This window comes from Paenibacillus dendritiformis, assembly GCF_015845845.1.
GTDB lineage: Bacteria > Bacillota > Bacilli > Paenibacillales > Paenibacillaceae > Paenibacillus_B > Paenibacillus_B dendritiformis_C.
On record NZ_LDIG01000096.1, the window covers coordinates 19,716 to 43,158 of the forward strand.

Consider the following 23,443-nt stretch of genomic DNA (forward strand, 5'->3'; position numbering starts at 1 on the left):
ATGACGAAGATACTCATTCTGGAAGATGAAGAATCGATTCGCAGCTTTATTGTCATCAACCTGAAGCGCAACGGATTTGATGTAGTCGAGGCTGCCAACGGCAACGATGCCTACCAAATTCTTGTGAACGACAATACGATTGATATTGCGCTGCTTGACGTGATGGTTCCGGGCATTGACGGCTTTGAGGTATGCCGCCGCGTCCGCCAGTTCAATGAGCGGATGGGCATCATTTTCCTGACGGCCAAGGTTCAGGAGCAGGATAAAGTATACGCGTTGTCGGTCGGTGCAGACGATCATGTGAGCAAGCCGTTCAGTCCGACGGAGCTGGTGGCCCGCATTCAGTCTCTCCTGCGCCGGGTCAACGCCTATCAGCAGCCTTCGCAGAAAGTCGTTTATCATTCGGGGCCGTTCACGCTCGATCTGATCGCGAAACGGTTCACGAAGCATAACCAACCGATTGATTTGACTCCGACGGAGTTCTCGCTGGTGCAGTTCTTCATGGAGAAGGAAGATATGACATTAAGCCGCGATGTGCTGCTTGATTATGTATGGGGCAAAGATTATATGGGCGATCCGAAGATTGTCGATGTGAATATCCGCCGCCTGCGGCAGAAAATCGAGGATGAGCCTTCGTCGCCTAAATATTTGGAAACAGTCTGGGGACATGGATATAAATGGAAAGGCTCCTCTTCATGCTAAAGCCGGGAATTCGGCGTTCCGTAGTAATGCACTATTTTATCGTCGTGTTTTTGACGATGCTTATTTTGGAGGCGATATTTCTTATCGCTGTCCGCTCCTATTATTATGATTCGATTTCTGCCCATATGTCGTCCCATTTGAGTGTGACGTCGTCCTTCTATCAGCCAGTTAACGCGGGCATCAATACACAGGACAGAAGCTGGCTTCCTGTCCTGCTGAAGCAGTACAATTTGAAGACGGCGGAAGTGCAGATTCTGAGTCCGCAGGGCGAGGTGCTGATCTCGTCCAGCTACTTTCGGGTGGACAAGCCGGTCGCCACGGCTGACGTCATCAGCGCTCAGAGCGGCACGATGGGACAGTGGATCGGCAAGCAGCCGGGGACGGGGGAGGCGGTTATGTCGATCGCGTCCCCGATCTATGCGAAGGGAGATATCGTCTATATCGTCCGTCTGGTGACTTCGCTGGATTTGGTCAATGCGCGCATTAACAGCATCGTGCTGCTGTCTGTTGTCATTTCGATCGCGGTTCTCATCGTCGTGCTCATCATCAGCATCGGCCTGGCGAATTCCATCGTGAAGCCGATTAATGAGATTACGAGCGCTTCCGCTCAAATGGCGAAGGGGCGCTTCGATGTTCGCATCAAGGAAGAGTACAAGTATGAGATCGGCGAACTGGCCCGGACGCTCAACTTTATGGCTCATGAGATCGTCCGCAGCAATCAACTCAAGAACGACTTCGTCTCCTCGATCTCGCATGAGCTGCGAACGCCGCTTACCGGGATTAAGGGGTGGAGCGAGACGCTTCTCTCCGGACAGTTTAATGAAGAAGAGAGCAAGCTGGGGATGAACGTCATCCTGAAGGAGACCGACCGGCTTATCGGGCTGGTCGAGGAACTGCTTGATTTCTCGAAGCTCCAGGAGAACAAGCTGCAGTTCAACTGGTCGCCGGTCTGCCTGTCGGGCGTGCTGGAAGAGACGGTGCTGCAGGTAAAAATGAAAGCCGAGCAGAAGCAGATTCATATTGAAGTGCGTTCCCGCGGCGCGGAGCAGCCTATCTCCGGCGATGCGAACCGGCTGAAGCAGGTCTTTCTCAATCTGATCGACAATGCGGTGAAGTTCTCTCCGAATGAATCGGTAATTACGGTCCATTCGACGTGGGACGAGGACAAGGTGGTCGTGCGTATCGTGGACCAGGGCATCGGCATCAGCAAGGAGCATTTGGCCAAAGTCATGGATAAGTTCTATCAGGTGAATCCGAGCCACGGCGGCACGGGCCTGGGCTTGGCCATTACGTACGAGCTGGTGAAGGCGCATCATGGCGACATGAGTATCGAGAGCAAGCCGGACGTGGGCACGACGGTGATTGTGACGCTGCCGATACATCAGCCGGCCGTAAGCGAACCGGAGGAAGAGAAGCAGTAATCCCATGACTTTTTGTATAAAAGAACAAGACTTTTGTATAGATGAACATATACAAAAGTCTTTTTTTATGGAAAATGGAAGATATGATATCTATGTTCGACAAATCATACTATAATGAGATCGAACTTCATCGCAGGAAATGTCGCAAATCATCGCTTCATGTCATTGTCCAAGATTGTAATCCGTTAGTATTTAGAGACTGGGCTCTGGCGGGGCAGAAATGAGAGCCGCCGAGCCAAACGGAGGCTGTTATGTTACGGACGATTCACCGGCAGATGATGGTCCGCATCGTTGTGACCGTGATTGCCGCACTTGCTGTCATTTCATTTTTCTCCCATCAGGCGGTACAATCAATTATTCAGCGAAATATGACAGAGAATTATTTGAATCAGGTGAAGCTGGCTGCGAACGAAGTGGATTCGGCACTGCTTCATCACAAGAAGTCGGTAGAAACGTTTTCCCGTTTTATTCGCGAGCTGTACCGGCTGTCGGATGACGTGCAGGCCGACGTCAGGAGCGCAACGAGGCTCTTTGCGGGCAGCCCCAACAAATTCGTCAACGGCTACTGGTTCACGGCGCAGTCGAATTATCGCAACCAGGGGAAGTATTTCATCTGGTACGGATATGACAAGAATGGCAGGCCTGTCGAGATGAAGAGCGGACAGCATATCGATGCCTCTTCGCCCGTCTACGAGAGCGATTCGCGCTTCGATTACTATCATGGGGCAGTGAAGAGCGGGAGGACGCATATTACCGCCCCTTTTATCGATCCGTTTACGCATCAGCCCATGCTGTCCATCAGTACCCCCGTCTACGACGAGGAGGAGCTGCTGCTGGGCGTGGCCGGCATTGACATTCATTACAACGATTTGCAGCAGGTCGGCTTGCGGCTCAGTTTCCATCCGGACAGCAAGACCTTGCTCATTACGAGAGAAGGGGATCTGCTCTACGACCCGGATGAGCGGCAAACGATCTTCGCCAATCTGTACCGTGACTTCGACGAAGATTTGATCCCGATTTTCGAGCAGGTCAAAAAAGATATCGAGCAGACCGCAGAGACGACATCCATGACCCGATATCAGGATACGAAAATGATTGTCTTTACAGTGGGCTTGAAGGAAGCGGACTGGATTGCGATGATTATGCTCCCGGCCGCGGTAATCGACTCCGTTCTTTACCGCGTCGCTTGGGTGACGTTCGGCACCTTCACGCTGGTTGCGGTTGTCGTCGCACTGCTTCTGCATATGTGGATTCGCCGTCTCATCCATCGGCCTTTGCGCAGTCTGGTCGATGCCTCGTCCCGGCTTGCGAGAGGGGATTACAATGTGCGGGTGGAGCATGATCAGCATAATGAATTCCGGCTGCTTAGCGAGCATATGAACCGGATGACCGATTCGCTACACAAGCAAGTGCAGCTCGAGCAGGAGATGAAGCGAATGGGCGCCTTGAAGGTTGTGGGCGAGATGGCGGCGGCTATCAGCCATGAGATACGCAACCCGTTGACGACGGTCAAAGGGTTTCTGCAGCTGCTCCGAAGCAAACCGGAGCATGCCAAGGAGCATGTTTATTTCGATACGATGATGGAAGAGATCGAGCGTGCGAACTCCATCATTACGGAATATTTGACCCTGGCTCAGCACAAAGTCGTCGAATTCCGCAAGCAATCATTGAATGAGGTGATTACTCATATTTATCCGCTCGTCCAGGCGGCGGCAACGACGGATTGTCAGGAGATCCGGCTTGAGCTCAATCCGGTGCCGGAATTCGATATGGATGAAAAAGAAATTCGCCAGCTGCTGCACAATCTGATCCGCAACGGGCTGGAAGCGATGGAAGCAAATCAGACACTGACCGTTCGGACCTGGCATGATGAGCACGCAATACATCTTGAGGTCGAGGATGAAGGACCTGGCTTCGATTCCGCGGTATTGCAGTCGCCGGGAACCCCTTTCCTGACCACGAAAGCGGGCGGAACCGGCTTGGGGTTGTCCATCTGCTACCGTATCGTGCATCGTCATGGGGGGAGCATGGAAATCTCCTCCGTTCCGGGCAAGACACTTATACATATCCGGTTTCCGCTTATTCCAGAGAAGCCTGCTGCTCAGTAAAGGAGAGCGACGGGGAGCGCGTGTTCAATAACATGTTCTTCCCGTCGTTTTATACGTAAATATATACATGATTATACATATTGGATCATTCAGTCACATAAGCTTTGGAATAGAAATGAATATTCCAAAAAATAGAGCACAAGCGGCACAGGAAAGGGATGATGCTGCCCATAAAGGGAGAAAAAAGATGGCCGGCCTGTCGAATTTATACAAAAAATGAGGTGTTCATTGCGGGAATGAAGAAAAAAATATGAATTTCCAGTTATAGTTAAACAGTTGGATGAAAAACAGAAAATGTGCACATTTTAGTAATAATGCGGTTGCCTAGCAACAATTGACCACCGTTTATTTGTTCAATTGGTGAATTCTCCCGGAAAAATGGCCATTCCAGCATTTTTTTGTTCTGAACCATTGTATATCTATACATCATCATGTATAATTGGGAACGACCGAAATCCTCCTATCATGGGAAGGAAGGATAATCAGAGAAGTGGGGATGAAGTATAGTGAGAACAATGAAGATTTTAGCGGTATGTACGCTATTAATGGCCATCCTGGTTGGCTGCGGAGCCAAAGGAGATAGTTATGATAATATTATGAGCAAAAAGACGCTCGTTGTCGGCGTCAGCGCCGATTATCCGCCATTCGAGTTCCACAAGACGATTAACGGCAAGGATGAAATTGTCGGGTTCGATATCGACTTGGCGAACGAGATTGCGAAGGATTTGGGCGTTGAGATGAAAATTGAAGATATGAAGTTTGAATCTCTCATTGGGGCGCTGAATTCGGACAAGCTGGATATGGTCATTTCGGGAATGGATCCTGATCCGGAGCGGGCCAAGGCGGTTGACTTCTCCGATCCGTACTACGTGGCTGAGGCAGGCGTTATCGTGCGTGCCGCGGACAAGGACAAGTACAAGACGCCGGAAGATCTGAAAGGGAAGAAGATCGGGGTTCAGAAAGGTTCGACTTTCGAGAAGGTCGTGACACAGATTCCTGAAGCCCAGCCTGAATTGCTGTCCAAGGTAAGCGATCTTGTGTTGGCGCTGGAGTCGAACCGAATCGAGGCGGTCATCGTTGAGAAGCCGGTCGCGAAGGCTTATGCCTCGAACCGTCCTGAACTGGAGATGTCGGATGCAGTGCTTCAGCCGGCGAGCGATGGCTATGTCATCGGCTTCCGCAAAGGCAGTCCAAAGATGGTCGAAGCCGCGAACAAGACGATTGCCCGCCTGAAATCGGAGGGCAAGCTGGACGAGTTCATTACGAAGGCGACCCAGATGGCGGAAGAGCAATAATGCCCGATACACACGGGGAGAAAGAGGCGGCGCAAGCCGCTCTTTTTCGTTCCGACACATGACAGGCAGAGATTGGAAAGGGGAAGAGGCTGTTGTTGGACTGGCTCTCTATGCTATGGGACTATAAATGGGATTATTTATCAGGAGCCGAGATTACGGTGCTGCTCTCGCTGGTGGCGGTGCTCGCCGGCTTCGTGCTTGGCATTATTATTGTATTGATGCGGATCGGGCCGTTCAAGCCGTTGAACTGGTTCGCGGTCGTCTATATCGAGCTGCTTCGCGGCACGCCGCTGCTGGTGCAATTATTTATTATTCATTTCGGACTGGCGCAGTTCGGCATCGAGTTCAGCAAATTCACATCCGGCGCCATCGCCGTCTCGATTAATAGCTCGGCTTATTTGGCGGAAATTTTCCGTTCAGGTATCCAGGCGGTGGACAAAGGGCAGGCCGAAGCGGCACGTTCCCTTGGCATGACCAAAGGCATGACGATGCGATATATTATTTTGCCGCAGGCATTCCGTACGGTCATTCCGGCGATTGGGAACGAGTTCGTCACCATTATCAAGGAGAGCTCGATTGTCAGCCTGATCGGAATCGCGGACATTATGTTCCAGACGGATATTATCCGCAGCAAGACGTATACGGCTATGGGACCGCTCCTTGGAGCAGCCATGATGTACCTCGTGTTGACGATTCCATTGTCGAAGGCAATCGGCCTGCTGGAAAGGAAGTTGAAAAAGAATGATCGAAATTCGTGACCTGCATAAATCGTACGGAGAGCTGAGCATTTTGAATGGCTTGAACATGACGATCGAGCAAGGGGAAGTCGTCGTTGTTATCGGCCCTAGCGGCTCGGGCAAGAGCACCTTTCTCCGCTGTCTCAATCTGCTGGAGACGCCGACCGCAGGCGATATTTTGTTCGAAGGCATGAAAATTAATGACAAAAAGCATGATATTAACGCAACTCGCGCAAAAATGGGCATGGTCTTCCAATCCTTCAACCTGTTCCCGCATATGTCGGTGATGGATAACATTACGCTGGCTCCGATTAAAGTGATAGGGAAGAGCAAGGCGGAAGCGGAGACGACCGCAATGGCGCTTTTGAAGAAGGTCGGATTGGCGGACAAGGCATCCGCATACCCAGATCAGTTGTCCGGCGGACAGAAGCAGCGGATTGCGATTGCGCGGGCATTGGCGATGGAGCCGCATGTCATGCTGTTTGACGAGCCGACATCCGCCCTCGATCCCGAGATGGTCGGCGAAGTGCTGGAAGTGATGAAATCACTCGCCCGAGACGGGATGACGATGGTTATCGTCACGCATGAGATGGGATTCGCGCGCGAGGTCGGGGACCGCATCGTCTTCATGGATGGCGGGCATATCGTCGAGCAGGGACCTCCGCAGCAGTTGTTTTCGGCGCCCCAGCACCCCCGCACACAGGAATTCCTCGGACAGGTTCTGTAGATGCTCGTGAACCGGCAGAACTAAACATAGATGGAGAGGGAGAACGATCGATCGCTCCAAGGTCGCTGCCAGTCGGAACTTCCGGCTGGTTTTTTGTATAGAGGCCACCAATAAATAAATATATTACGTTCCTCAACCTGTGAAAATGAAGCTCCGTAAATAACCCCACGTTTCCCACAGTAATTCCCTTGCCTTTATGTACATTATCCCAATGGAGCAGGCAGCGGAAGAATCCGTGCCGGTTTCTTATAAGTATTATCCCAATCGAGCAGGTATCTAAAGACTCTTTTTGTTCTCTTATGAGCAGTATCCCCATCAAGCAGGAGAAAAAGGTTCAGGAGAATTGTCCCATGGACACTGGGATCTTATTCGCTGAAGCTGTCCATAGCAGGGAAACCTGACAAATGGGGAGAGTGACCCAAAGGCTGCAAGACACCTCACCGCCGGGGGGGAGGCGACAGACAGCGAGACACCAAGTGGAGCGGGGGAGATTGCTAAAAAGCGGCGAGGCAATCAGTAGATTGGGGTTGTCCAATAATAGGAAGGGCCAATACTGTTTACAAATTTGTAATCTATGATATAGTAGTAATCGCTGGTTACAATTTTGTTACATACCTGTTCCCTTTTGAACCGGATGAAGCGCTTTTATACGTTATTTTGGTCCAGTTTGTTGGTTAAAGAGACATGTTATTGTTTGCTTGCCATTAACGCATGCGCATAGGTTACAAAATTGTGATATGATGCACTTCGAGCCGAACATAGTACGGGGGATGATTGACCGGTGTTCATTTCGTAACGGGATGAGCGCCTTGGGGTGAATCAGAGCTGGCGGATCGCCAGCATGTAGGGTACTCCTTGACCCGAATCCGACAACTAACCTCGCAGGCTATCTTAAGGAGGAACATACACCATATGCGGAAAAGAACGACATTAAAGCTTGCAGCGGCATTGCTGGGATTGAATCTCGTATTTCAAATGATGCCGGCTTATGCTGAGCCTTACATCGCTCAAGACGGGGATACTTTCTATTCGCTTGCGAAGAAGCATGACATTGATCTGGACGTCTTGATGAAGGCGAATCCTAACATCGATCCGACGAATATTTACGGAGGGCTGAAGCTGGAGCTCCCAAAAAAGACCTTGCAAGGTCTTGCAGTGGAAGAAGAGAGCCCTGCATTGATTGAAGCCGACATGGATAAGGGCGCGTCGGAAGCGGATAAGGCTGAAGCGCCAGCGGACAAGCCAGCGGCTGCCGAAAAAGCTGCGGCACCGGCAGTGAAGCCGCAAGCCCAGGAGAAAGCAAAGCAGGCAGCGTCAGCTGCGAAGAAGAACGTAATTACGGTCTCCGGCAAGGAGATGACATATAAAAAGAAAGTAAACATGAAGGCCACGGCATATACGGCCCATGCCAGTGAAAACGGAAAATGGGGCGCGGTCGACTACTTCGGCAACCCATTGAAGTTGGGTACGATAGCCGTAGATCCGAAGGTCATTCCATTGGGAACGAAGTTGTTCATCACCGGCTATCAGTTCAAGCATCTGCCCCAAGGCGGATTTATTGCGGAAGCCCGCGATATCGGCGGGGCCATCAATGGCAACAAGATTGATATTTTCGTCCCGGTTAGCAAGCAGATCGGCAGCACTTTTGGTATTCAAAACGTCGAAGTATACATTATGTCCTAATTTTATATCAGCATAGGTTCAACCCCTGTCCATATAGCGGCAGGGGTTGTTTTTGCGTTCGACGCGGTTTCAATTGTCTTTTTTATCCTTGCGATCCTGCAGCAGCTCCGGCACGGTAACGAAGCGGTAACGCTGTTTCTTCAATTCCTTTATGATGGAGGGAAGAGCTTTGACCGTTCCTTGCAAGTAATGGTTTTGCTTGCTTCCTCCCGCATGTTGAAGCACGATTGAACCGGGCCTGACACCGCTTATTACGTTGTCATATACTTCTTTTGCGTTCAGGCCGCGCCAGTCATTGGAATCGACGTCCCAATTGACGACCAGATAGCCATGATCCCCCGCCCATTTCAGCTGCTCTTCATTGATCTCACCGAAGGGAGGACGATAAAATCTTGGCTTGTAACCGATAATGTCTTCAATTACCCGTTCCGCGTCCTTCACTTGCTGCTCGAAGGCAGGCATCGACAGCTTCGTCATTAACGGATGGCTATAAGAATGATTGCCGATAATATGGCCCTCCCGGACAATTCGCCGAACCAGCTCGGGATGGGCTTTGGCCCGAGAACCCACGAGGAAGAAGGTAGCGCGAATGTTATGGTCCCGCAAAATATCCAGCACAAGCGGTGTTATCCGGTTATCGGGGACATCATCGAAGGTAAGGGCAACTCGGCGAAGTCCGCGCTTGGAGCCATGAAGCTTGAAAATATGCGGATATTTCATTCTAAGCTGTGCCAGGCTTAAATGGCGCTGGCTTATTCCGGATTTCGTATTTTGCGAAGCGGATTGGGCTGGCTCCGGGAGCGGCTGTTCCTTTTGCTTCATGGCGGATTTCTGTTCTGCGTGCTTCTGTACCAAGGTGTCGGAACGGAGCTCTTCATTGGCGGCTTCCTTGGGGGCAGAACCCTTCATCGTCAAGCGGAACTTGGGCAAAGGCAGAGGCTGATGAGGGCGCGGGCGTTGCTGGTCCTGCAGGACGAAGGAGATCGTGATTTTGCCCGTCTCAGGCCGTCTTTCCAATTGATGGCGCGGCTGTCTCGATGCTATCCCCAACTCCGCAGTTGGCTGGTTGGTGTCCAACGAGTTCAGCTTCGGATCCGGGGCAGCCTGATGCGAGCGCGGAAAGCAGCCGGCCACTCCTACCAAGCACACCAGCAGACAGCATATCTGTTTTGTGCGCAATGATCTTCCTCCCTTCCCGATTACACCTGTCTTCTTGTTATGTCCGTTCCGGGCCCGATTTATGCCCAACGTGACCTGCATCACAGATGAATGGCGCCGTTACAGGCATAGTAGAATTGCTAAAGGTGAACAAAGGAGCAGACACGTGCATAAGATTCTTTCCAACAATCAGATAGCTCAAGATGTTTATCTCATGACAGTAGAAGGCGCTTTTGCAGGCCGGATGGGGCAATTCTATATGCTCCGGGCATGGAACCATTATCCGGTTCTCTCCCGCCCGATCAGCATTCACAATTTGGAGCCGGGCTTTATCCAGTTTTTGTACAAAGCCGGCGGCGAAGGAACGTCCCGGTTCGCCTGTCTTCGCCCAGGCGATACCATTCAGCTCGAGGGGCCGTTCGGCAACGGGTTTCCCGAAGTGGAGGGGAAGACCGCGTTAGTTGGCGGAGGCATTGGCATCGCGCCCCTGCTGTACACGGCGAGACAGCTGGACAAGCCGGATATTTATCTCGGATTTCGGGGAGCGTCCTACATGACGGAAGCATTCGTTCCCTATGCGCGCGAGCTTGTCGCCCGGGTCGATGCGAATCTGTTGCTTGATGTCGATATGAAGAAATACGACAATATTTTTGTATGCGGACCGCTAGGAATGATGGAGGCGGCAGCCCGCATGGCGGAAGGGTTGGAGACGAAGCTGTTCGTGTCTCTGGAGAAAAGAATGGCTTGCGGCATTGGAGCCTGCTACGGCTGCTCCGTGCGAACGGCAGGTGGCAACCGCAAGGTCTGCTCAGACGGACCGGTATTTCAGGCACAGGAGGTGGCGTGGCATGAGAAGCTTAGCGTGTAAAGTGGCGGGGATCGAATTCAAAAACCCGCTTGTCATGGCTTCCGGCACATTCGGCTTCGGGCAGGAATATGCCCGATACTATGATATCAATCAGCTTGGCGGCATCGCCTCCAAAGGACTGACCTTGCAACCGCGTCCGGGGAACGAGGGAACGCGCATATTGGAGACGGCAAGCGGCATACTGAATAGTGTCGGCTTGGAAAATCCGGGCGTCGATGCGTTTCTTCAGGAAGAGATGAAATTCTGGGAAAAGATTGAACCGGTCAAAATCGCGAATCTTGGCGGGAGCACGATTGAGGATTATGTGCTTGGCGCGTTGAAGATTACGAAGGATGCCGAGGACCGCCGCAAATTGAGCCGGCCCGCGGTCGATATGATCGAATTGAATATATCATGTCCCAATGTGAAGGAGGGCGGCATGGCCTTCGGAATCCGGACCGAGGTCGCCCGGGAAGTGATTCGCGAGGTTCGGCAGGTCACATCGCTGCCGCTGGCGGTCAAGCTGTCGCCGAACGCGGAGAATGTGGTCGATATGGCGGTCATGTGCGAGGAAGAGGGAGCGGAATGCGTGTCGCTCGTCAATACCTTTTCCGGAATGAAAATTGACATCTACCAGCGGCGCAGCGTGTTCCAGAACACGTATGCGGGGCTGTCCGGCCCGGCTATCAAGCCGATCGCGCTGCGTATGGTTCATCAAGTCGCGCAGGCGGTCACGATCCCCGTTATGGGGATGGGCGGCATTTCCTCCTCAGAGGATATCATCGAATTTATTATGGCGGGAGCCGAAGTGGTGCAGATTGGAACGTACAACTTCATGAATCTGCGGGCAGGCGAAGAGCTGCTGCACGGTCTGAGGGAGTTCATGGAAAAAGAGAATATTCACAGTCTGGATGAAATCCGGGGAATTATCTCATGAGCGGGGCATGGAACGAGGACGCTCCTCCTGGAGCCGATATCCGGGTCGAGGCGATTCGGCAAGGTCGGGATTGGCTGTTCCTGGTAAGTGGGGGAGACGCGCATATCGGCGCCGTATCGACCTCGTGGAATGAAGCGGGGCAGTGGAAGGTGGCCACGCATGCCGTTCCGGGGCATCGGGAGGACGAGCTTGCCGCGGCCATGGCCCTTCACGCCTCGGAAGCGCTGGGGACGACCGTAACCGTCGCCGCCGGCATTCATTACGACCAGCTCCGGAAGGACCTTATCGCGTTGGTCGTGGAGCAGGCGTGGCGGAGGTTCACCGCCGAATTGGACCGGATTCGCCGGGAAATCTGATTAATAATGCCGGAGCCGCTTTGACGGCCCCGGCATTTTCTTTTAGGCCCACACATGCCGTGACAGGTATCCTTCTCCTTTTCCGCGTGATAAAATTAGGAAGAGCAAAAAAAAGTGAAACAACGTCGGATTCCATTCGTATGTATGGGTATAAAGACGGATTAACAACATGCCCAGGAATCCAAGGTTTCCAGGATATACTGAGGATAAGACTGCATAGGGAGGAACTGTCCATGTCATTATTCAAACGCTTGCGTGATCTCACCATGTCCAACATTTATGCGCTGATTGAGAAAGCCGAAGACCCGATCAAGATGACCGATCAATACTTGCGCGACATGCAAGAGGATCTGGAGGAAGCGGAACGTGCGGTAGCTCAGCAGATAGCGATCGAGAAGCGCTTCAAGCAATCGTACGAGGAGCAAGCTGCATTGGTGAAGAAGCGCGAGGAGCAGGCGCATATCGCCGTGCAGGCCGATAATCTCGATCTCGCCCGCCGGGCGCTGGAAGAGAAAAAAGCGGCCGAGGAAAAGATGAATGAATATAAGGCGAGCTACGAGCAGAACAAGGCTTCCGCCGACAATCTTCGCGCGAAGCTGGACGAGATGCGGAAGCAGTATTCCGACATGAAGAACAAGCGCGAGACGCTGGTCGCACGCTATAACGCGGCAAAGGCCCAGACGGAAATCAACAAGGCGATGGCAGGCTTCAGCTCCGATACGGCCATGTCCGGATTGAAGCGGATGGAAGACAAAATGCTGGCGATGGAAGCTCAAGCAGAGGCCTCGAACGAGATGAACGGTTCTTCCAAGTCGCTTGACGATGAGTTTGCCAAGCTGGGCAAGAACAAGGATGTCGAGGACGAACTCGCGGCCATCATGAAAAAATACAATAAATCCGCAGAGTAAGATTAAGGACGCTTGCCAACAGGGCAAGCGTCCTTCTTGACCAATAGGTACGGAGATCTCATCGAACGGTAAGGGGAGTGCAGTATAAACATGATTCTCGACAATATTGCCGGGATCGCGGTATGGACGGCAACAGGAGCCTTGCTCCTGTTCTTGCTCATGTTCGTGGATTCGCTGTTCACGGGTTACAATGACATTCAGGAGATGCGAGCCGGGAACGTCGCCGTGACGACCCGTTTCGTGATGAAGCTGTTCTCGCAAGGATTCATCCTGTCGAGCTCGATCAAGGTTGCGTATAGTCTGGGCGAGGCGCTGTTCATGTCGGCCGTCTCCTTCATCATCCTCCTTATTTTGGAGTTCGTTCTCCGTCTGTTGTTCCGGAGCGTGTTCGCCATGAACCTGGAGGAAGGCACGAAGGAGGGGCGCATGTCGTACGCCCTGGTGGCCGGTTCGATGCATGTCGTAGGCGCGCTCATCATCGCCGCTTGTCTGTAATTGACAGAGGGGTACGGAAGGAGAGATACGGATGAGCTTGTGGAAACGGATCAAAAACATAGTGGCCAAGCCCGAGGCGCCGAAGCCGGAGAAAACACCGTCCATGCTGGAGCCGGGAGATATTTGCGAAGTATCTCTAATTAGCTATGAAGTCGTCGGACGTACCGATTGGCGGGTTCGCCCGGGCGCTTGGGTTACCTTGCGTGACGGGGCGAATATCCGGTACCTGCATGTGGAGCAGCGGGAGCAGCCTTATTACAGCTTGTATCAAGTGATTGATGGACGGCTCGATTCCGTGGAGGAGGTTCCGACCGAGATCGAGCTGGACGGTAGATGGTTCTATCTGGAGGATCAATATGACGGCAGAGTGATCTGCACGGGGCAGACGCCGTTCGGCACAGCCGGGGAGCAATATGTATGGCAGTACCAGTCGGACGACCGGAAGCTGCTTCGCATTGAATGGCAGGACGGCCGCTTCCAGTTGTATGAAGGCGAAGCGGTCATCGCGGCGGATGTGCGCATCATCCGCCGATCATGAGGAGCTCCGCCATGAATACACGGGGTTGGAACGCCGTCAAATGGATCATTATCGCCAGCCTTCTCTTCCCGCTGCTGGCGGCGTGCGGACAGATTGATCTGTCCGCAACGTATCCGCTGGAATCGGTGGCAAGGGACGGAAGCAGCACCTCCTATGTATATCGCGCTGAAAATACGCCGGTGCCGGAGGCGGCCGAGGCGATTGCCGAACAGCGCAGGCCGGAGCAAATTTCCGAAACCAGTACCGAGCGAATGTTCCTGGTCTACCGCGATCAGCTGATTCAGATTCAGCAGGACCCGGAAAAACCGGAAGACAGCCTGATCGAAGTCGATTCCAAAGAATATGTGAAGAACAATTACGATCGCAGCTTCCTGGAAATGTATCTCCAATATCGGCTGCTGGATACGCTGTTCGACTCGCTCCGGGGAACGGGGGGCTATCGGGGGTATACGGATCGGGGAGATTACAAGCCTGCGAAGCCGTACCGGACGCCGACGACCGAGGAGAAGAAGAAGATTCCTCCTCTTACCGTCGAGCGGAAGGGCTCGATCTTTCGCCGCGGCACGAACAGCAACGACTCGACGGTCGGCAGCGGAGGGAGCATCTTCAAGCGCACGCCGTCGGACAGCAATACGCGTGGCTCGATAACAAGGAATAAAAACGAGTACGGCAATTCATCCAAGTACACGCCGCCGAGGGTGAAGAAGTACAAACCGCCGAAGACGCGAAGCCGCTCAGGAAGCATCTTCCGGCGAAGATAACCCAACGCCGCCCCTCCCGTTGCCTCACGGGAAGGGCGGCGTTTGTCTGACGAGAAGGGGAGTTATACGCTAGACTCGCGTTCGGGCCAGAGCCCATCCGCCTAATTCTATCCCCGGCGCTCGATCGCTTCGGACATCGTTTTGTCCGTTAAATGGGCGTAGATCTCGGTCGTCTCTGTCGAAGCATGGCCGAGCTGCTCCTTCGTCTTGTAAATATCATTATGCAAATAATAGTCCGTCGCGAAGGAATGTCGCAGCTTATGAACGGTCAGAGCCGGCTTGCCGAACCGCTTCGCGTATTTGAGAATCATCTGCTGCATGGCCCGCTTCGTCATCCGCTTGCCTTCCTTCTCCCCGTTCTTGATGGCGAGGAAGAAGGCGCGTTCCTTCTTCGGGGCCGCATAGCGCTCGGATCTGAGGTCAATATAATCCTGCAGATGCTGCTTGGCGCTATCACGGAAATAAACGGGCGTCTTGAAGGTGTCGTCATTATGGCCTTTGCGGTAGACATTGACCAGCTTCCGGTTCATATCGACATCGTCCATATTTAAGTTGACGACTTCGCTTACCCGCAGCCCGGAGTTCAGAATCAGGCTGACGATTGCGGCATCGCGCACCGCGTTGAGAGCATGGGCATGGGATGCCTGCTTATTGTCCAAGACATCATGAGCGTATCCGTTGCGGACATAGTCGACGAATTCGTCCAGTTCCTGCTCTTCCAGCAGCTTGCCCTTCAGCTTCGCCGCCGTGTCCTTCGGCTTATGTACGCGCTTGATCTCGATCTTCGCCATGACGTTCCGCTTCAACAACGGGTAAAATTGCTCGTCCTCCGCAATCTGGCTTAGATAATGGAACAACGAGCGCAGGGAGGACAGCTTGCGGGCTACCGTCACTCTGGAATTGGACGCTTCTTTGTAGGTCGTCAAATAGATGCGGAAGGACGTAATATGCTCCATCCGAAGCTGCTCCAGATCGGCAAGCGTCACATCCCGCGTCTGCTCCGCTTCGGTGAGCCGCTCCGCCACGAGCCAACCCAAAAAAATCTCGTAATCCCGCACGTATTCCAATAGCGACGACGGGGAGAGATCGGGTAGCTTATATTCGATAAATTGCTGGATATACCATGGCAAGCCAGGCAGCTTGGCATCCAGCGCCGCCCGATCCTTCGCTTTCTGAATCGTCATCATCGGTCGAGCACTCCTTTCCTTCCTCTACATTGTAACCGAACCTGCGTTCTCAAGCAAAAGATTCCGTTTGATGTTACAATGGGTGAGGTGTTCGACGCTCATGCAATCATCTCCTTGTCGCCGGGGCAGAGCGGCCGATATCGGCCTTATGCGAGCTGACACAATATGTAAGATAAGGAGCAGGCAACATCATGAAGCAAACGTTTACGCTGCAACAAAAAATCGTTCAACTGCTGCATATTTTATTGCCAATCTTCGTTACGCAGGTTGCCATGCAGTTAATGTCCTTTTTCGATACGGTCATGTCCGGCAACTACAGCGCCACCCATCTTGCCGGCGTCGCGATCGGCGGCAGCATCTGGGCTCCCGTCTATACCGGCATTAGCGGCATCTTCCTGGCCGTCACTCCGATCATCGCCCATCATATGGGGGCGGACCGGAAGGGGGAAGTGGCTCCGAGCGTAACTCAGGCAGCGTACCTGTCCGTCATCGTCGGCGCCGTCGTCCTTCTGGTTGGCTCATTCGTTCTCGAGCCGATTCTGTCGGCCATGAGATTGGAGGCGGAAGTTCACCGAGTCGCGAAGGATTATCTTATCGCGCTTGGCTTTGGCGTCATTCCCGCATTTCTCTATACCGTCTTCCGGGCAAGCATTGACGGACTGGGGCAGACCCGGGTTACCATGTTCATTACGCTGCTGTCCTTCCCCGTCAATGTGACTCTCAACTATTTCTTTATTTTCGGGAAATTCGGATTTCCGGAAATGGGGGGCGTCGGCGCCGGGATCGCGACAGCAATTACATATCTCATTATTGCCGTTATCGCTTTTCTGTTCCTGCGCGGCAATGCGATGATGCAGTCGATGGGCATGCTGAGGCAATGGGGAGGAATTTCCTTGCCCCGCTGGAAAGAGATTCTTCACATCGGAACGCCGATCGGGCTGTCCATCTTTTTCGAGGTCAGCATCTTTGCCGCAGTCACGCTGTTCATGAGCGAGTATGACACGAATACGATCGCGGCGCATCAGGCGGCATTGAATTTCTCGTCGCTGCTCTATATGCTGCCGATGAGCATCGCGATGGCCTTGACGATCGTTGTCGGCTTCGAAGCCGGCGCGAAGCGGTTCACGGATGCGAAGCAGTATACCCGCATTGGCATTTTCTCTGCCGTGACCCTGGCTTCCTTGTTCGCCGTGCTGTTGTTCCTGTTCAACCACAAGGTCGCAGGCATGTACTCCGATGAACCGGATGTGCGGCTGCTGACCGAGTCGTTCCTCATCTATGCGATATTTTTTCAACTGTCCGATGCGGTGGCGGCTCCGGTCCAAGGTGTGCTGCGTGGGTACAAAGATGTGAACGCGGTCTTTTTGATCGCCTTGATGTCCTACTGGATTATCGGGCTTCCGGTCGGATTCGTGCTGGCTAAGTTCACCTCGCTTGCGGCATACGGGTATTGGATCGGGCTAATCAGCGGTCTGGCCGCCGGTGCGGTCTGTCTGTTCACGCGGCTCGCGATTATGGAACGCCGCTATGCGAAGGCTGGAGGAGCGGCGGCGTAGCAGAGGCATTGTACTTTTTGGCATTAGCGAATTGCTTGTAACGCTTATTACGATGAGGAGGATGAACATGTACGATTTCGAGAAAATTATTGATCGGGCGGCATTGGACGCCCTCAAAGCAGTTCCTTCCAGCCAATCAAAGGAAGGGTGCATCCCGCTGTGGGTGGCGGATATGGATTTCCCGGCCGCGCCGGCGATTCGGGAGGCGCTTCTCGCCCGGATGAGCATCCCGAGCTATGGATATACCTTATGCACGGACCGGTATTATACGGCCGTCATCGACTGGATGAAGCGCCGGCATCAGTGGAATGTGGCCAAGGAATGGTTCGTGCTGACGCCAGGCGTGGTGCCGGCAATGGCGTTCGCCGTCCGGGCCGTGACGGCGCCGGGGGACAAGGTGATGATCCAGACGCCGGTCTATCCTCAATTCGCCAAAATGGTTCAATCCAACGGGGCGACGCTTGTTACGAACCCTCTCAAGCTGGTTGACGGCCGATATGAGATCGATTTCGAGGATTTCGAACAGAAAGTGAAGGACCCGGCCCTGAAGCTGTTCTTCCTCTGCAACCCGCACAACCCGGTAGGGCGCGTATGGAAGCGGGACGAGCTGCAGAGATTGGCTGACCTGTGTCTGGAGCATGACGTCATTATTTTCTCGGATGATATCCATCATGATTTCACTTATGGGGAGCATCAATATATTCCGATTGCGACATTGTCTCCGGATGTGGCGGCTCGGACGATTACGGCGACATCTCCGACGAAGACGTTCAGCATTGCAAGCTTCAAAGTGGGCAATATTTTCATTAAAGAAGAAGGGCTGCGCCAAAAATACCGGAAGGCGGTGGAAAGCGCCGGTGTCGCTGAGCTCGATCTGGGCGCCATTGAGGCGACGATTGCCGGGTATACGAAGGGAGAGGCGTGGTTCGACGAAGCTCTGAAATATATTGAAGGGAACAGCCAGTATATTGAGCGGTTTATCGCCGAGCGCATTCCGCAGGTGAAGACGTTCGCCCAAGAAGGAACGTATTTGAAGTGGCTCGATTGGCGGAGCTTCGGCATGACGGACACGGAACTGAATGATTGGGCGCTGAAGGAAGCGAAAGTATGGTTAAGTGAAGGCTATGCTTTCGGGAAGGAAGGCAGCGGATTTATGCGGCTCAATATGACCTCGCGCCGGGCGGTCATCGAGGAAGCGATGGAGCGTCTGGCACGGGCGGCGGAGCGGCGGTAGCTAAGCGTACGGACAGGGGCCGCCGCTCGGCGCCCTTGCCGGCCCATACCCGGGACCGCGAATTGTCGGGAACGTAACATACAACAAGGCCTCTTTCAACGAAAGAGGCCTTGTCTTTTTCCGGTTTTTTCTTTAAACGATGGTAACTTTGGACAGGTCCGCTTTGTAGCCTTTCAGCAGAGCATACGTTACTTTATCCATCACGGCGCCGTCGAATATCGCTTTTTTTACCTCCGTTTTAAATGAGACATTGCGAAAAACGGCATTCCGGAACGAAGTCTTCCTTAACCCTGCATAGTCGAACACGGTGCCCTCAAATCGTTGGTTATCAAAGCTTACGCCGGATAAATCGGAAGATTTGAAGCTCGTGCCGTTGAATATGCAGTCCTTGAACTGTGCGCCGACCAAGTTCGACTTCAAGAACTGCGCGCGGGCCAGATTCGCTTCGTGAAAAAGGGCGTTCTGGAGGTTGCTGCACTTGAAAGAGCTATGCGTCAGATCCGACTCGCTGAAATCCGAGTCCTGAAGGTTGCTGTAATTGAATTGGCCGTCATGCATGCGCACCCCCCGGAAATCGGAGTGGCGCAGATCGCTCATCGACAGATTCATCTTGGATTGAAGCTGAACCATCGCATCCCGATCGTGAATGCTCTCAATCAACTCTGAAATATCTCCGATGGAACCGATCGTCATATGAAACGCTTCTTCCTCATCGATTCCCTCCCGCCGGAGATCCGCCAGTCTATCCTCCAGATCGCGAAGCAGCTCCTCCTTCAACTCGTTCACTTGCTCTACATCCTTATAAGGGAGAAATACACGGTCCAAATATTGCGCCAATTTTCCGTTTGTCATATGAAATACCCCGCCTTTCTTAAATTAACATATCGAGAATTTGCTTGGCATGCTCCCAGTTCTGCTTATTGGCGGCATGTGTCAGCTTGCCTTTTTCCGTGATGCGGTAATACTTTCTTCGCCCGCCTTGGGTTTCGTCTCCCCAGTAGGATGTAATATTCCCTTCCTTTTCCAGGCGCTTGAGGCTGGAATACATCGTTGCTTCCTTGAGCTCGTATTGACCGCGGGAACCGGCATGCACCAGCTTCGTAATCTCATACCCGTACTTGTCCCCGCTCAACAATAGCTTCAAAATAATGGTATCCGTGTGTCCTCGAAGCAAGTCGGATGAAATATGCATGTTCACCAAAGGATCGCCTCCTGAGATATAACATACAACATATTACTATGACAGTCAAGGTAATGTGGTGACAGAAGTAATTATGATTCAATGGCGGATTGAAATTGGCGCCTCTGAAGGTGCTCTTCTTCAGGAAATTGCGAGGAGGCGGAGAAACATGACGACAGGAAAGTTCCACTGCTTAAAATTTCGGGCACCAACGGGTGCGGGATATGTGAGAAAGGTGGAAGGAGGGGAGCGAACATCGCCGGGGGTATACTAGGTCGCCGATCCGGCCAAAGTATGTACATCGAAATCGCTTACAAATTACTTCTTTACAGATTCCCGAGAACAAGGTAAGATAGGAACTGCGAAAAGTTGTATACAAGTATACTTGTAGTGTAATTCAAGGAGTGAAGAGACAGCATGAATATAGGCATGATAGGACTCGGCAAGATGGGATTCAATCTGGTAAGCAACATGCTTCGGCATGGGCACCAGGTTGCGGCATATGACGTGAATCCGGAGCCGCGGCATAAGGCGGCGGAATTGGGAGCGATGGCGGCGGACTCGATTGAAGATCTTGTATCCAAGCTGCCTTCGCCGAAGATCGTGTGGATGATGGTCCCGGCCGGCGGAATCGTGGATAATGTCATCGCGACGCTTATTCCGCTCCTGACGCAGGGCGACATCATTATTGACGGCGGCAATTCGCATTACAAGCAGTCGGTCGCTCGCGGCGAGAAGCTGGAGCAGCATGGGATTCATTATATGGATGTAGGCACATCGGGCGGAACGGAAGGCGCTGCCCAGGGCGGATGCTTCATGATCGGCGGCAAGGAAGAGGTATTCAAGCTGCTGGAGCCGCTCTTCCGCGATATCGCGGTCGAACAAGGGTATCTGTATGCGGGCCAGAGCGGCAGCGGACATTTTCTGAAAATGGTCCATAATGGTATTGAATACGGGATGATGCAATCGATCGCCGAAGGCTTCGAGCTGTTGGATAAGAGCGATTATGAATTCGACTATGAATCGGTCGCCCGCGTGTGGGCGAACGGATCGGTCATCCGCGGCTGGCTGATGGACCTGACGCAAAATGCATTTTCCAAGGCTCCCCGCCTTGAAGGTATCCGCGGCGTGATGCAGAGCTCGGGCGAAGGCAAATGGACGGTCGAGACGGCCTTGGATCTGCAGGCAAGCGCGCCGGTCATCGCGATGTCTCTCTTCATGAGATATCGTTCGCTGGAGTCGGATACGTTCCACGGCAAGGTGGTCGCTGCGCTGCGGAATGAATTCGGCGGACATCAGGTGGAGAAAAAGGGCTAAGCAAGCCTGGGCAAGCTTCGACCTAATGGAATATTCCGGTGAATATATGATAGAATTTGAGAAGATCTGTTTCGTTCATTGGGGACATTATTCATTTCATTAGGAGAGTTGGAGCTCGATGCATTATCCACAAGAATGGCTGCAGGGCGCTTCCCTGGGGGAGTCGATTGCCTGCGAGCTGCGTTTGCACATTATAAATGGAACAGTAAAGCCCGGCGAGATCATCTCGGAGAACCGAGTCGCTGCCGACTTCGGTACGAGCCGCTCCCCGGTCCGGGAAGCGTTGAAAACGTTGTCTAACGAGGGTCTTATCCGGTTGGAACGGATGGGGGCGGTCGTGCTTGGCCTCAGCATGAAGGATGTCGAAGAGCTGTATGACGTCCGGTTCCTGATCGAGAGCTTCGTACAGCAGAGGCTGGCCAGCGCGGATCAGGAGCGGCTTATCGTGAAGCTGAATCAGATCATCGATAAGATGGAGCTGGCTGTGAAGTATCGCGATGTAACCGATTTCGCTTTTCAGGATCTGTCTTTTCACGAGGCGATTATCGCTTCGGCGGAGCATAACCGTATTATGCATCTGTGGACAAGCATCCGCCAAATCGTGATGACGGTCATGCTTATCACGACCGAGGAAATCTTCTCCGAAGGAGAGGGCAAGCTCCGTACGGTCATCGAGAAGCACCGGACCATTGTGCGGGGGCTGGAATCCAAAGACGCGAATAAAATACAGCAGGTGGTTCAAGCTTATTTCGCGGATTCGCGCCGCACGCTTCATATTAGCTTGCCGCAATAAGGAGCAGGAAGCCGATACCGGGCTTCTGCCCGCCCAAGTTGTCGACAAGTATACAATTGGATTTTGGGCATGTTAACAAGGATAGGTACGGTTAAGGGAGGGTTCTGCACCATGAGTACGATATTCGGATTAAGCCACAACGTAACCCTGCTTCTATGGACACTGGTTGCGATCGTGTTTCTTATTCTGTTCATTGCGAAATTCAAATGGAATCCGTTTGTGACCCTGCTTCTGTCCTCCCTGCTGCTCGGTCTGCTGACCGGCATGCAGCCGCTCGAAGTGGTAAAGTCCATCACGGGCGGTTTGGGCGGAACGCTGGGCACGATCGCGATCGTAATCGCGCTCGGGACGATGCTCGGCAAGATGATGGCGGAATCGGGGGGCGCCGAACAGATCGCAACCACGCTGGTTGACAAGTTCGGTGAGAAGCGCGTCCATTGGGCGATGATGTTCGTCGGATTTATTGTCGGGATCCCGGTGTTCTTCGAGGTCGGGGTCATTCTGCTGATTCCTATCGTGTTCACCGTGGCCCGCAAAACGAAAATGTCGCTTCTGCAAATCGGGATTCCGATTCTGGCCGGCCTGTCGACGGTGCATGGGCTTGTTCCGCCGCATCCGGCGCCGATGATCGCGATTGATGCCTATCAGGCCGATCTCGGAAAAACAATTTTGTACTCGCTGTTCATAGGATTGCCGACGGCGATCATTGCAGGGCCCGTATTCGGCAAATTCATAGGTAAGCGTATCCAAGTCGAGCCGCCGGCAAAGCTGGCCGAGCAGTTTGCGCTGAAGAACGAGCGTCAGCTTCCCGGCTTCGGCATCACGCTCTTCACTATCTTGCTGCCGGTCATTCTGATGCTGATCGGGTCGATTGCCAATATTGTCGATCCGGAAGGGGTTAGCGGCTGGACTGTATTCTGCGAGTTCATTGGCCATGAGATTATCGCCTTGCTGATTTCGGTCGTATTCTCGTTCTTCTCGCTTGGCTTCGCCAGAGGCTTCAAGAAGGAGGATATCTCCCGATTCACGAGCGAATGTCTGGCGCCGACCGCGACAATTATTCTGATCATCGGCGGGGGCGGGGCCTTCAAGCAAGTGCTGATCAATAGCGGGGTTGGGGATGCAATCGCTGCCATTGCCACACAGGCTAACATCAATATCATTTTGTTCGCCTGGTTCGTAGCGGCGCTTATCCGCGTTGCCACCGGGTCGGCGACTGTCGCGATGACGACGGCGGCCGGCATCGTCGCGCCCGTGTTGGCGCTGAATCCGGGCGTGAACGTGGAACTGGTCGTGCTGGCGACCGGGGCAGGCTCGATTGTGCTGTCCCATGTGAATGACGCCGGCTTCTGGATGGTGAAGGAGTTCTTCAATATGTCCGTTCCGCAGACGTTGAAGTCATGGACCGTGATGGAGACCGTGCTGTCGGTGGTCGGATTGATTTTTATACTCCTCCTCAGTACAGTGGTATAAGAGCAGGAGAATGACGGGAAAGAAGGTAGC

Annotated in this window: 23 protein-coding genes and 1 riboswitch; of the genes, 19 read left to right on the forward strand and 4 right to left on the reverse strand. The window is 53.0% G+C overall.

Translation table 11 applies throughout. The features are described 5' to 3' along the window. From ABD76_RS07985 to ABD76_RS08015, 7 genes are all read left to right on the forward strand, one after another. Complete coding sequence (locus ABD76_RS07985; protein WP_197255794.1) at positions 1–702, forward strand: response regulator transcription factor; 702 nt, start codon at positions 1–3, stop codon at positions 700–702. Between the two features lie 26 nt (positions 703–728). Continuing rightward, positions 729–2,123 carry a sensor histidine kinase gene (locus ABD76_RS07990; RefSeq protein WP_242069442.1) on the forward strand — a complete coding sequence of 465 codons (1,395 nt, stop codon included), beginning with the start codon at positions 729–731 and terminating at the stop codon, positions 2,121–2,123. A gap of 251 nt (positions 2,124–2,374) precedes the next feature. Further along, a complete protein-coding gene (locus ABD76_RS07995) occupies positions 2,375–4,231 on the forward strand; it encodes an ATP-binding protein (protein ID WP_197255798.1) in 1,857 nt (618 codons plus the stop codon). A gap of 515 nt (positions 4,232–4,746) precedes the next feature. Next, on the forward strand, positions 4,747–5,526 hold the full coding sequence (locus tag ABD76_RS08000) for a transporter substrate-binding domain-containing protein (protein WP_197255869.1): 780 nt from the start codon (positions 4,747–4,749) through the stop codon (positions 5,524–5,526). A gap of 95 nt (positions 5,527–5,621) precedes the next feature. Further along, positions 5,622–6,284 (forward strand): amino acid ABC transporter permease, encoded by a 663-nt coding sequence (locus ABD76_RS08005; protein ID WP_338125073.1) that lies wholly within the window; start codon positions 5,622–5,624, stop codon positions 6,282–6,284. Beyond that, positions 6,268–6,990, forward strand: a complete 723-nt coding sequence (locus ABD76_RS08010) for an amino acid ABC transporter ATP-binding protein (RefSeq protein ID WP_197255800.1) — start codon at positions 6,268–6,270, stop codon at positions 6,988–6,990. Before ABD76_RS08005 ends, ABD76_RS08010 begins: the two co-directional genes overlap by 17 nt. Before the next feature lie 740 nt (positions 6,991–7,730). Continuing rightward, a riboswitch (cyclic di-AMP (ydaO/yuaA leader) is annotated at positions 7,731–7,894 on the forward strand. Positions 7,895–7,902: 8 nt separating this feature from the next. Beyond that, positions 7,903–8,673, forward strand: a complete 771-nt coding sequence (locus ABD76_RS08015) for a 3D domain-containing protein (protein WP_197255802.1) — start codon at positions 7,903–7,905, stop codon at positions 8,671–8,673. A gap of 69 nt (positions 8,674–8,742) precedes the next feature. Here ABD76_RS08015 and ABD76_RS08020 read toward each other — a convergent pair whose 3' ends face one another. Beyond that, entirely contained in the window at positions 8,743–9,852 is a 1,110-nt protein-coding gene (locus tag ABD76_RS08020; RefSeq protein WP_197255804.1) for a polysaccharide deacetylase family protein, read from the reverse strand. Positions 9,853–9,997: 145 nt separating this feature from the next. On the opposite strand from ABD76_RS08020, the gene ABD76_RS08025 reads away from it, so the two are divergent. The 7 genes from ABD76_RS08025 to ABD76_RS08055 all read left to right on the forward strand — a co-directional run bounded on the left by ABD76_RS08025 (position 9,998) and on the right by ABD76_RS08055 (position 14,673). Then, positions 9,998–10,699 carry a dihydroorotate dehydrogenase electron transfer subunit gene (locus tag ABD76_RS08025; protein ID WP_197255806.1) on the forward strand — a complete coding sequence of 234 codons (702 nt, stop codon included), beginning with the start codon at positions 9,998–10,000 and terminating at the stop codon, positions 10,697–10,699. Next, complete coding sequence (locus ABD76_RS08030) at positions 10,680–11,615, forward strand: dihydroorotate dehydrogenase (protein ID WP_197255808.1); 936 nt, start codon at positions 10,680–10,682, stop codon at positions 11,613–11,615. Before ABD76_RS08025 ends, ABD76_RS08030 begins: the two co-directional genes overlap by 20 nt. Beyond that, on the forward strand, positions 11,612–11,971 hold the full coding sequence (gene lpdD, locus ABD76_RS08035; protein WP_197255810.1) for a prenylated flavin chaperone LpdD: 360 nt from the start codon (positions 11,612–11,614) through the stop codon (positions 11,969–11,971). The genes ABD76_RS08030 and lpdD overlap by 4 nt, the downstream gene beginning before the upstream one ends. A gap of 233 nt (positions 11,972–12,204) precedes the next feature. Continuing rightward, positions 12,205–12,879 (forward strand): PspA/IM30 family protein, encoded by a 675-nt coding sequence (locus ABD76_RS08040; RefSeq protein WP_197255812.1) that lies wholly within the window; start codon positions 12,205–12,207, stop codon positions 12,877–12,879. A 90-nt stretch (positions 12,880–12,969) separates the two neighbouring features. Further along, a complete protein-coding gene (locus ABD76_RS08045; RefSeq protein ID WP_197255814.1) occupies positions 12,970–13,374 on the forward strand; it encodes a DUF350 domain-containing protein in 405 nt (134 codons plus the stop codon). Positions 13,375–13,405: 31 nt separating this feature from the next. After that, positions 13,406–13,912, forward strand: a complete 507-nt coding sequence (locus ABD76_RS08050) for a DUF4178 domain-containing protein (protein ID WP_197255816.1) — start codon at positions 13,406–13,408, stop codon at positions 13,910–13,912. An 11-nt stretch (positions 13,913–13,923) separates the two neighbouring features. Further along, on the forward strand, positions 13,924–14,673 hold the full coding sequence (locus ABD76_RS08055; protein ID WP_197255818.1) for a DUF4247 domain-containing protein: 750 nt from the start codon (positions 13,924–13,926) through the stop codon (positions 14,671–14,673). A gap of 107 nt (positions 14,674–14,780) precedes the next feature. Here ABD76_RS08055 and xerS read toward each other — a convergent pair whose 3' ends face one another. Beyond that, on the reverse strand, positions 14,781–15,857 hold the full coding sequence (gene xerS / locus ABD76_RS08060; RefSeq protein WP_197255878.1) for a tyrosine recombinase XerS: 1,077 nt from the start codon (positions 15,855–15,857) through the stop codon (positions 14,781–14,783). A 194-nt stretch (positions 15,858–16,051) separates the two neighbouring features. On the opposite strand from xerS, the gene ABD76_RS08065 reads away from it, so the two are divergent. Both ABD76_RS08065 and ABD76_RS08070 read left to right on the forward strand, forming a co-directional pair. Next, the gene (locus ABD76_RS08065; RefSeq protein WP_197255820.1) at positions 16,052–17,416 is read left to right on the forward strand and encodes an MATE family efflux transporter; all 1,365 of its coding nucleotides are present in this window, start codon (positions 16,052–16,054) and stop codon (positions 17,414–17,416) included. Between the two features lie 67 nt (positions 17,417–17,483). Continuing rightward, positions 17,484–18,650, forward strand: a complete 1,167-nt coding sequence (locus ABD76_RS08070; RefSeq protein WP_197255827.1) for a MalY/PatB family protein — start codon at positions 17,484–17,486, stop codon at positions 18,648–18,650. A 132-nt stretch (positions 18,651–18,782) separates the two neighbouring features. Here the strand turns inward: ABD76_RS08070 and ABD76_RS08075 are convergent, their stop codons facing one another. Both ABD76_RS08075 and ABD76_RS08080 read right to left on the reverse strand, forming a co-directional pair. Continuing rightward, the gene (locus ABD76_RS08075) at positions 18,783–19,502 is read right to left on the reverse strand and encodes a pentapeptide repeat-containing protein (protein WP_197255829.1); all 720 of its coding nucleotides are present in this window, start codon (positions 19,500–19,502) and stop codon (positions 18,783–18,785) included. Positions 19,503–19,521: 19 nt separating this feature from the next. Then, positions 19,522–19,842: a PadR family transcriptional regulator gene (locus ABD76_RS08080; protein WP_197255880.1), complete on the reverse strand. Its 321-nt coding sequence runs from the start codon at positions 19,840–19,842 to the stop codon at positions 19,522–19,524. 405 nt (positions 19,843–20,247) lie between these two features. Here ABD76_RS08080 and gnd point away from each other — a divergent pair, with 405 nt between their 5' ends. The 3 genes from gnd (at position 20,248) to ABD76_RS08095 (ending at position 23,413) form a co-directional block, all read left to right on the forward strand. Continuing rightward, the gene (gene gnd, locus ABD76_RS08085; protein ID WP_197255831.1) at positions 20,248–21,147 is read left to right on the forward strand and encodes a phosphogluconate dehydrogenase (NAD(+)-dependent, decarboxylating); all 900 of its coding nucleotides are present in this window, start codon (positions 20,248–20,250) and stop codon (positions 21,145–21,147) included. A gap of 118 nt (positions 21,148–21,265) precedes the next feature. Beyond that, positions 21,266–21,940 carry a GntR family transcriptional regulator gene (locus tag ABD76_RS08090; protein WP_197255833.1) on the forward strand — a complete coding sequence of 225 codons (675 nt, stop codon included), beginning with the start codon at positions 21,266–21,268 and terminating at the stop codon, positions 21,938–21,940. Between the two features lie 111 nt (positions 21,941–22,051). Continuing rightward, positions 22,052–23,413, forward strand: coding sequence for a GntP family permease (locus ABD76_RS08095; RefSeq protein WP_197255834.1), 1,362 nt, complete (start codon positions 22,052–22,054; stop codon positions 23,411–23,413). The last annotated feature ends 30 nt before the right edge of the window (positions 23,414–23,443 follow it).

Excerpts from the sequence above, each read along its gene's own strand:
- ABD76_RS08095 (WP_197255834.1), top strand. The coding sequence starts at position 22,052 with ATGAGTACGATATTCGGATTAAGCCACAACGTAACCCTGCTTCTATGG.
- xerS (WP_197255878.1), bottom strand. The coding sequence starts at position 15,857 with ATGACGATTCAGAAAGCGAAGGATCGGGCGGCGCTGGATGCCAAGCTG.
- ABD76_RS08070 (WP_197255827.1), top strand. The coding sequence starts at position 17,484 with ATGTACGATTTCGAGAAAATTATTGATCGGGCGGCATTGGACGCCCTC.
- ABD76_RS08055 (WP_197255818.1), top strand. The coding sequence starts at position 13,924 with ATGAATACACGGGGTTGGAACGCCGTCAAATGGATCATTATCGCCAGC.
- ABD76_RS08045 (WP_197255814.1), top strand. The coding sequence starts at position 12,970 with ATGATTCTCGACAATATTGCCGGGATCGCGGTATGGACGGCAACAGGA.
- ABD76_RS08065 (WP_197255820.1), top strand. The coding sequence starts at position 16,052 with ATGAAGCAAACGTTTACGCTGCAACAAAAAATCGTTCAACTGCTGCAT.
- ABD76_RS08010 (WP_197255800.1), top strand. The coding sequence starts at position 6,268 with ATGATCGAAATTCGTGACCTGCATAAATCGTACGGAGAGCTGAGCATT.
- ABD76_RS08050 (WP_197255816.1), top strand. The coding sequence starts at position 13,406 with ATGAGCTTGTGGAAACGGATCAAAAACATAGTGGCCAAGCCCGAGGCG.
- ABD76_RS08015 (WP_197255802.1), top strand. The coding sequence starts at position 7,903 with ATGCGGAAAAGAACGACATTAAAGCTTGCAGCGGCATTGCTGGGATTG.
- ABD76_RS08030 (WP_197255808.1), top strand. The coding sequence starts at position 10,680 with ATGAGAAGCTTAGCGTGTAAAGTGGCGGGGATCGAATTCAAAAACCCG.
- ABD76_RS08075 (WP_197255829.1), bottom strand. The coding sequence starts at position 19,502 with ATGACAAACGGAAAATTGGCGCAATATTTGGACCGTGTATTTCTCCCT.
- gnd (WP_197255831.1), top strand. The coding sequence starts at position 20,248 with ATGAATATAGGCATGATAGGACTCGGCAAGATGGGATTCAATCTGGTA.
- ABD76_RS08040 (WP_197255812.1), top strand. The coding sequence starts at position 12,205 with ATGTCATTATTCAAACGCTTGCGTGATCTCACCATGTCCAACATTTAT.
- ABD76_RS07995 (WP_197255798.1), top strand. The coding sequence starts at position 2,375 with ATGTTACGGACGATTCACCGGCAGATGATGGTCCGCATCGTTGTGACC.
- ABD76_RS08080 (WP_197255880.1), bottom strand. The coding sequence starts at position 19,842 with ATGCATATTTCATCCGACTTGCTTCGAGGACACACGGATACCATTATT.
- ABD76_RS07990 (WP_242069442.1), top strand. The coding sequence starts at position 729 with ATGCACTATTTTATCGTCGTGTTTTTGACGATGCTTATTTTGGAGGCG.
- ABD76_RS08090 (WP_197255833.1), top strand. The coding sequence starts at position 21,266 with ATGCATTATCCACAAGAATGGCTGCAGGGCGCTTCCCTGGGGGAGTCG.
- ABD76_RS08000 (WP_197255869.1), top strand. The coding sequence starts at position 4,747 with ATGAAGATTTTAGCGGTATGTACGCTATTAATGGCCATCCTGGTTGGC.
- ABD76_RS07985 (WP_197255794.1), top strand. The coding sequence starts at position 1 with ATGACGAAGATACTCATTCTGGAAGATGAAGAATCGATTCGCAGCTTT.
- lpdD (WP_197255810.1), top strand. The coding sequence starts at position 11,612 with ATGAGCGGGGCATGGAACGAGGACGCTCCTCCTGGAGCCGATATCCGG.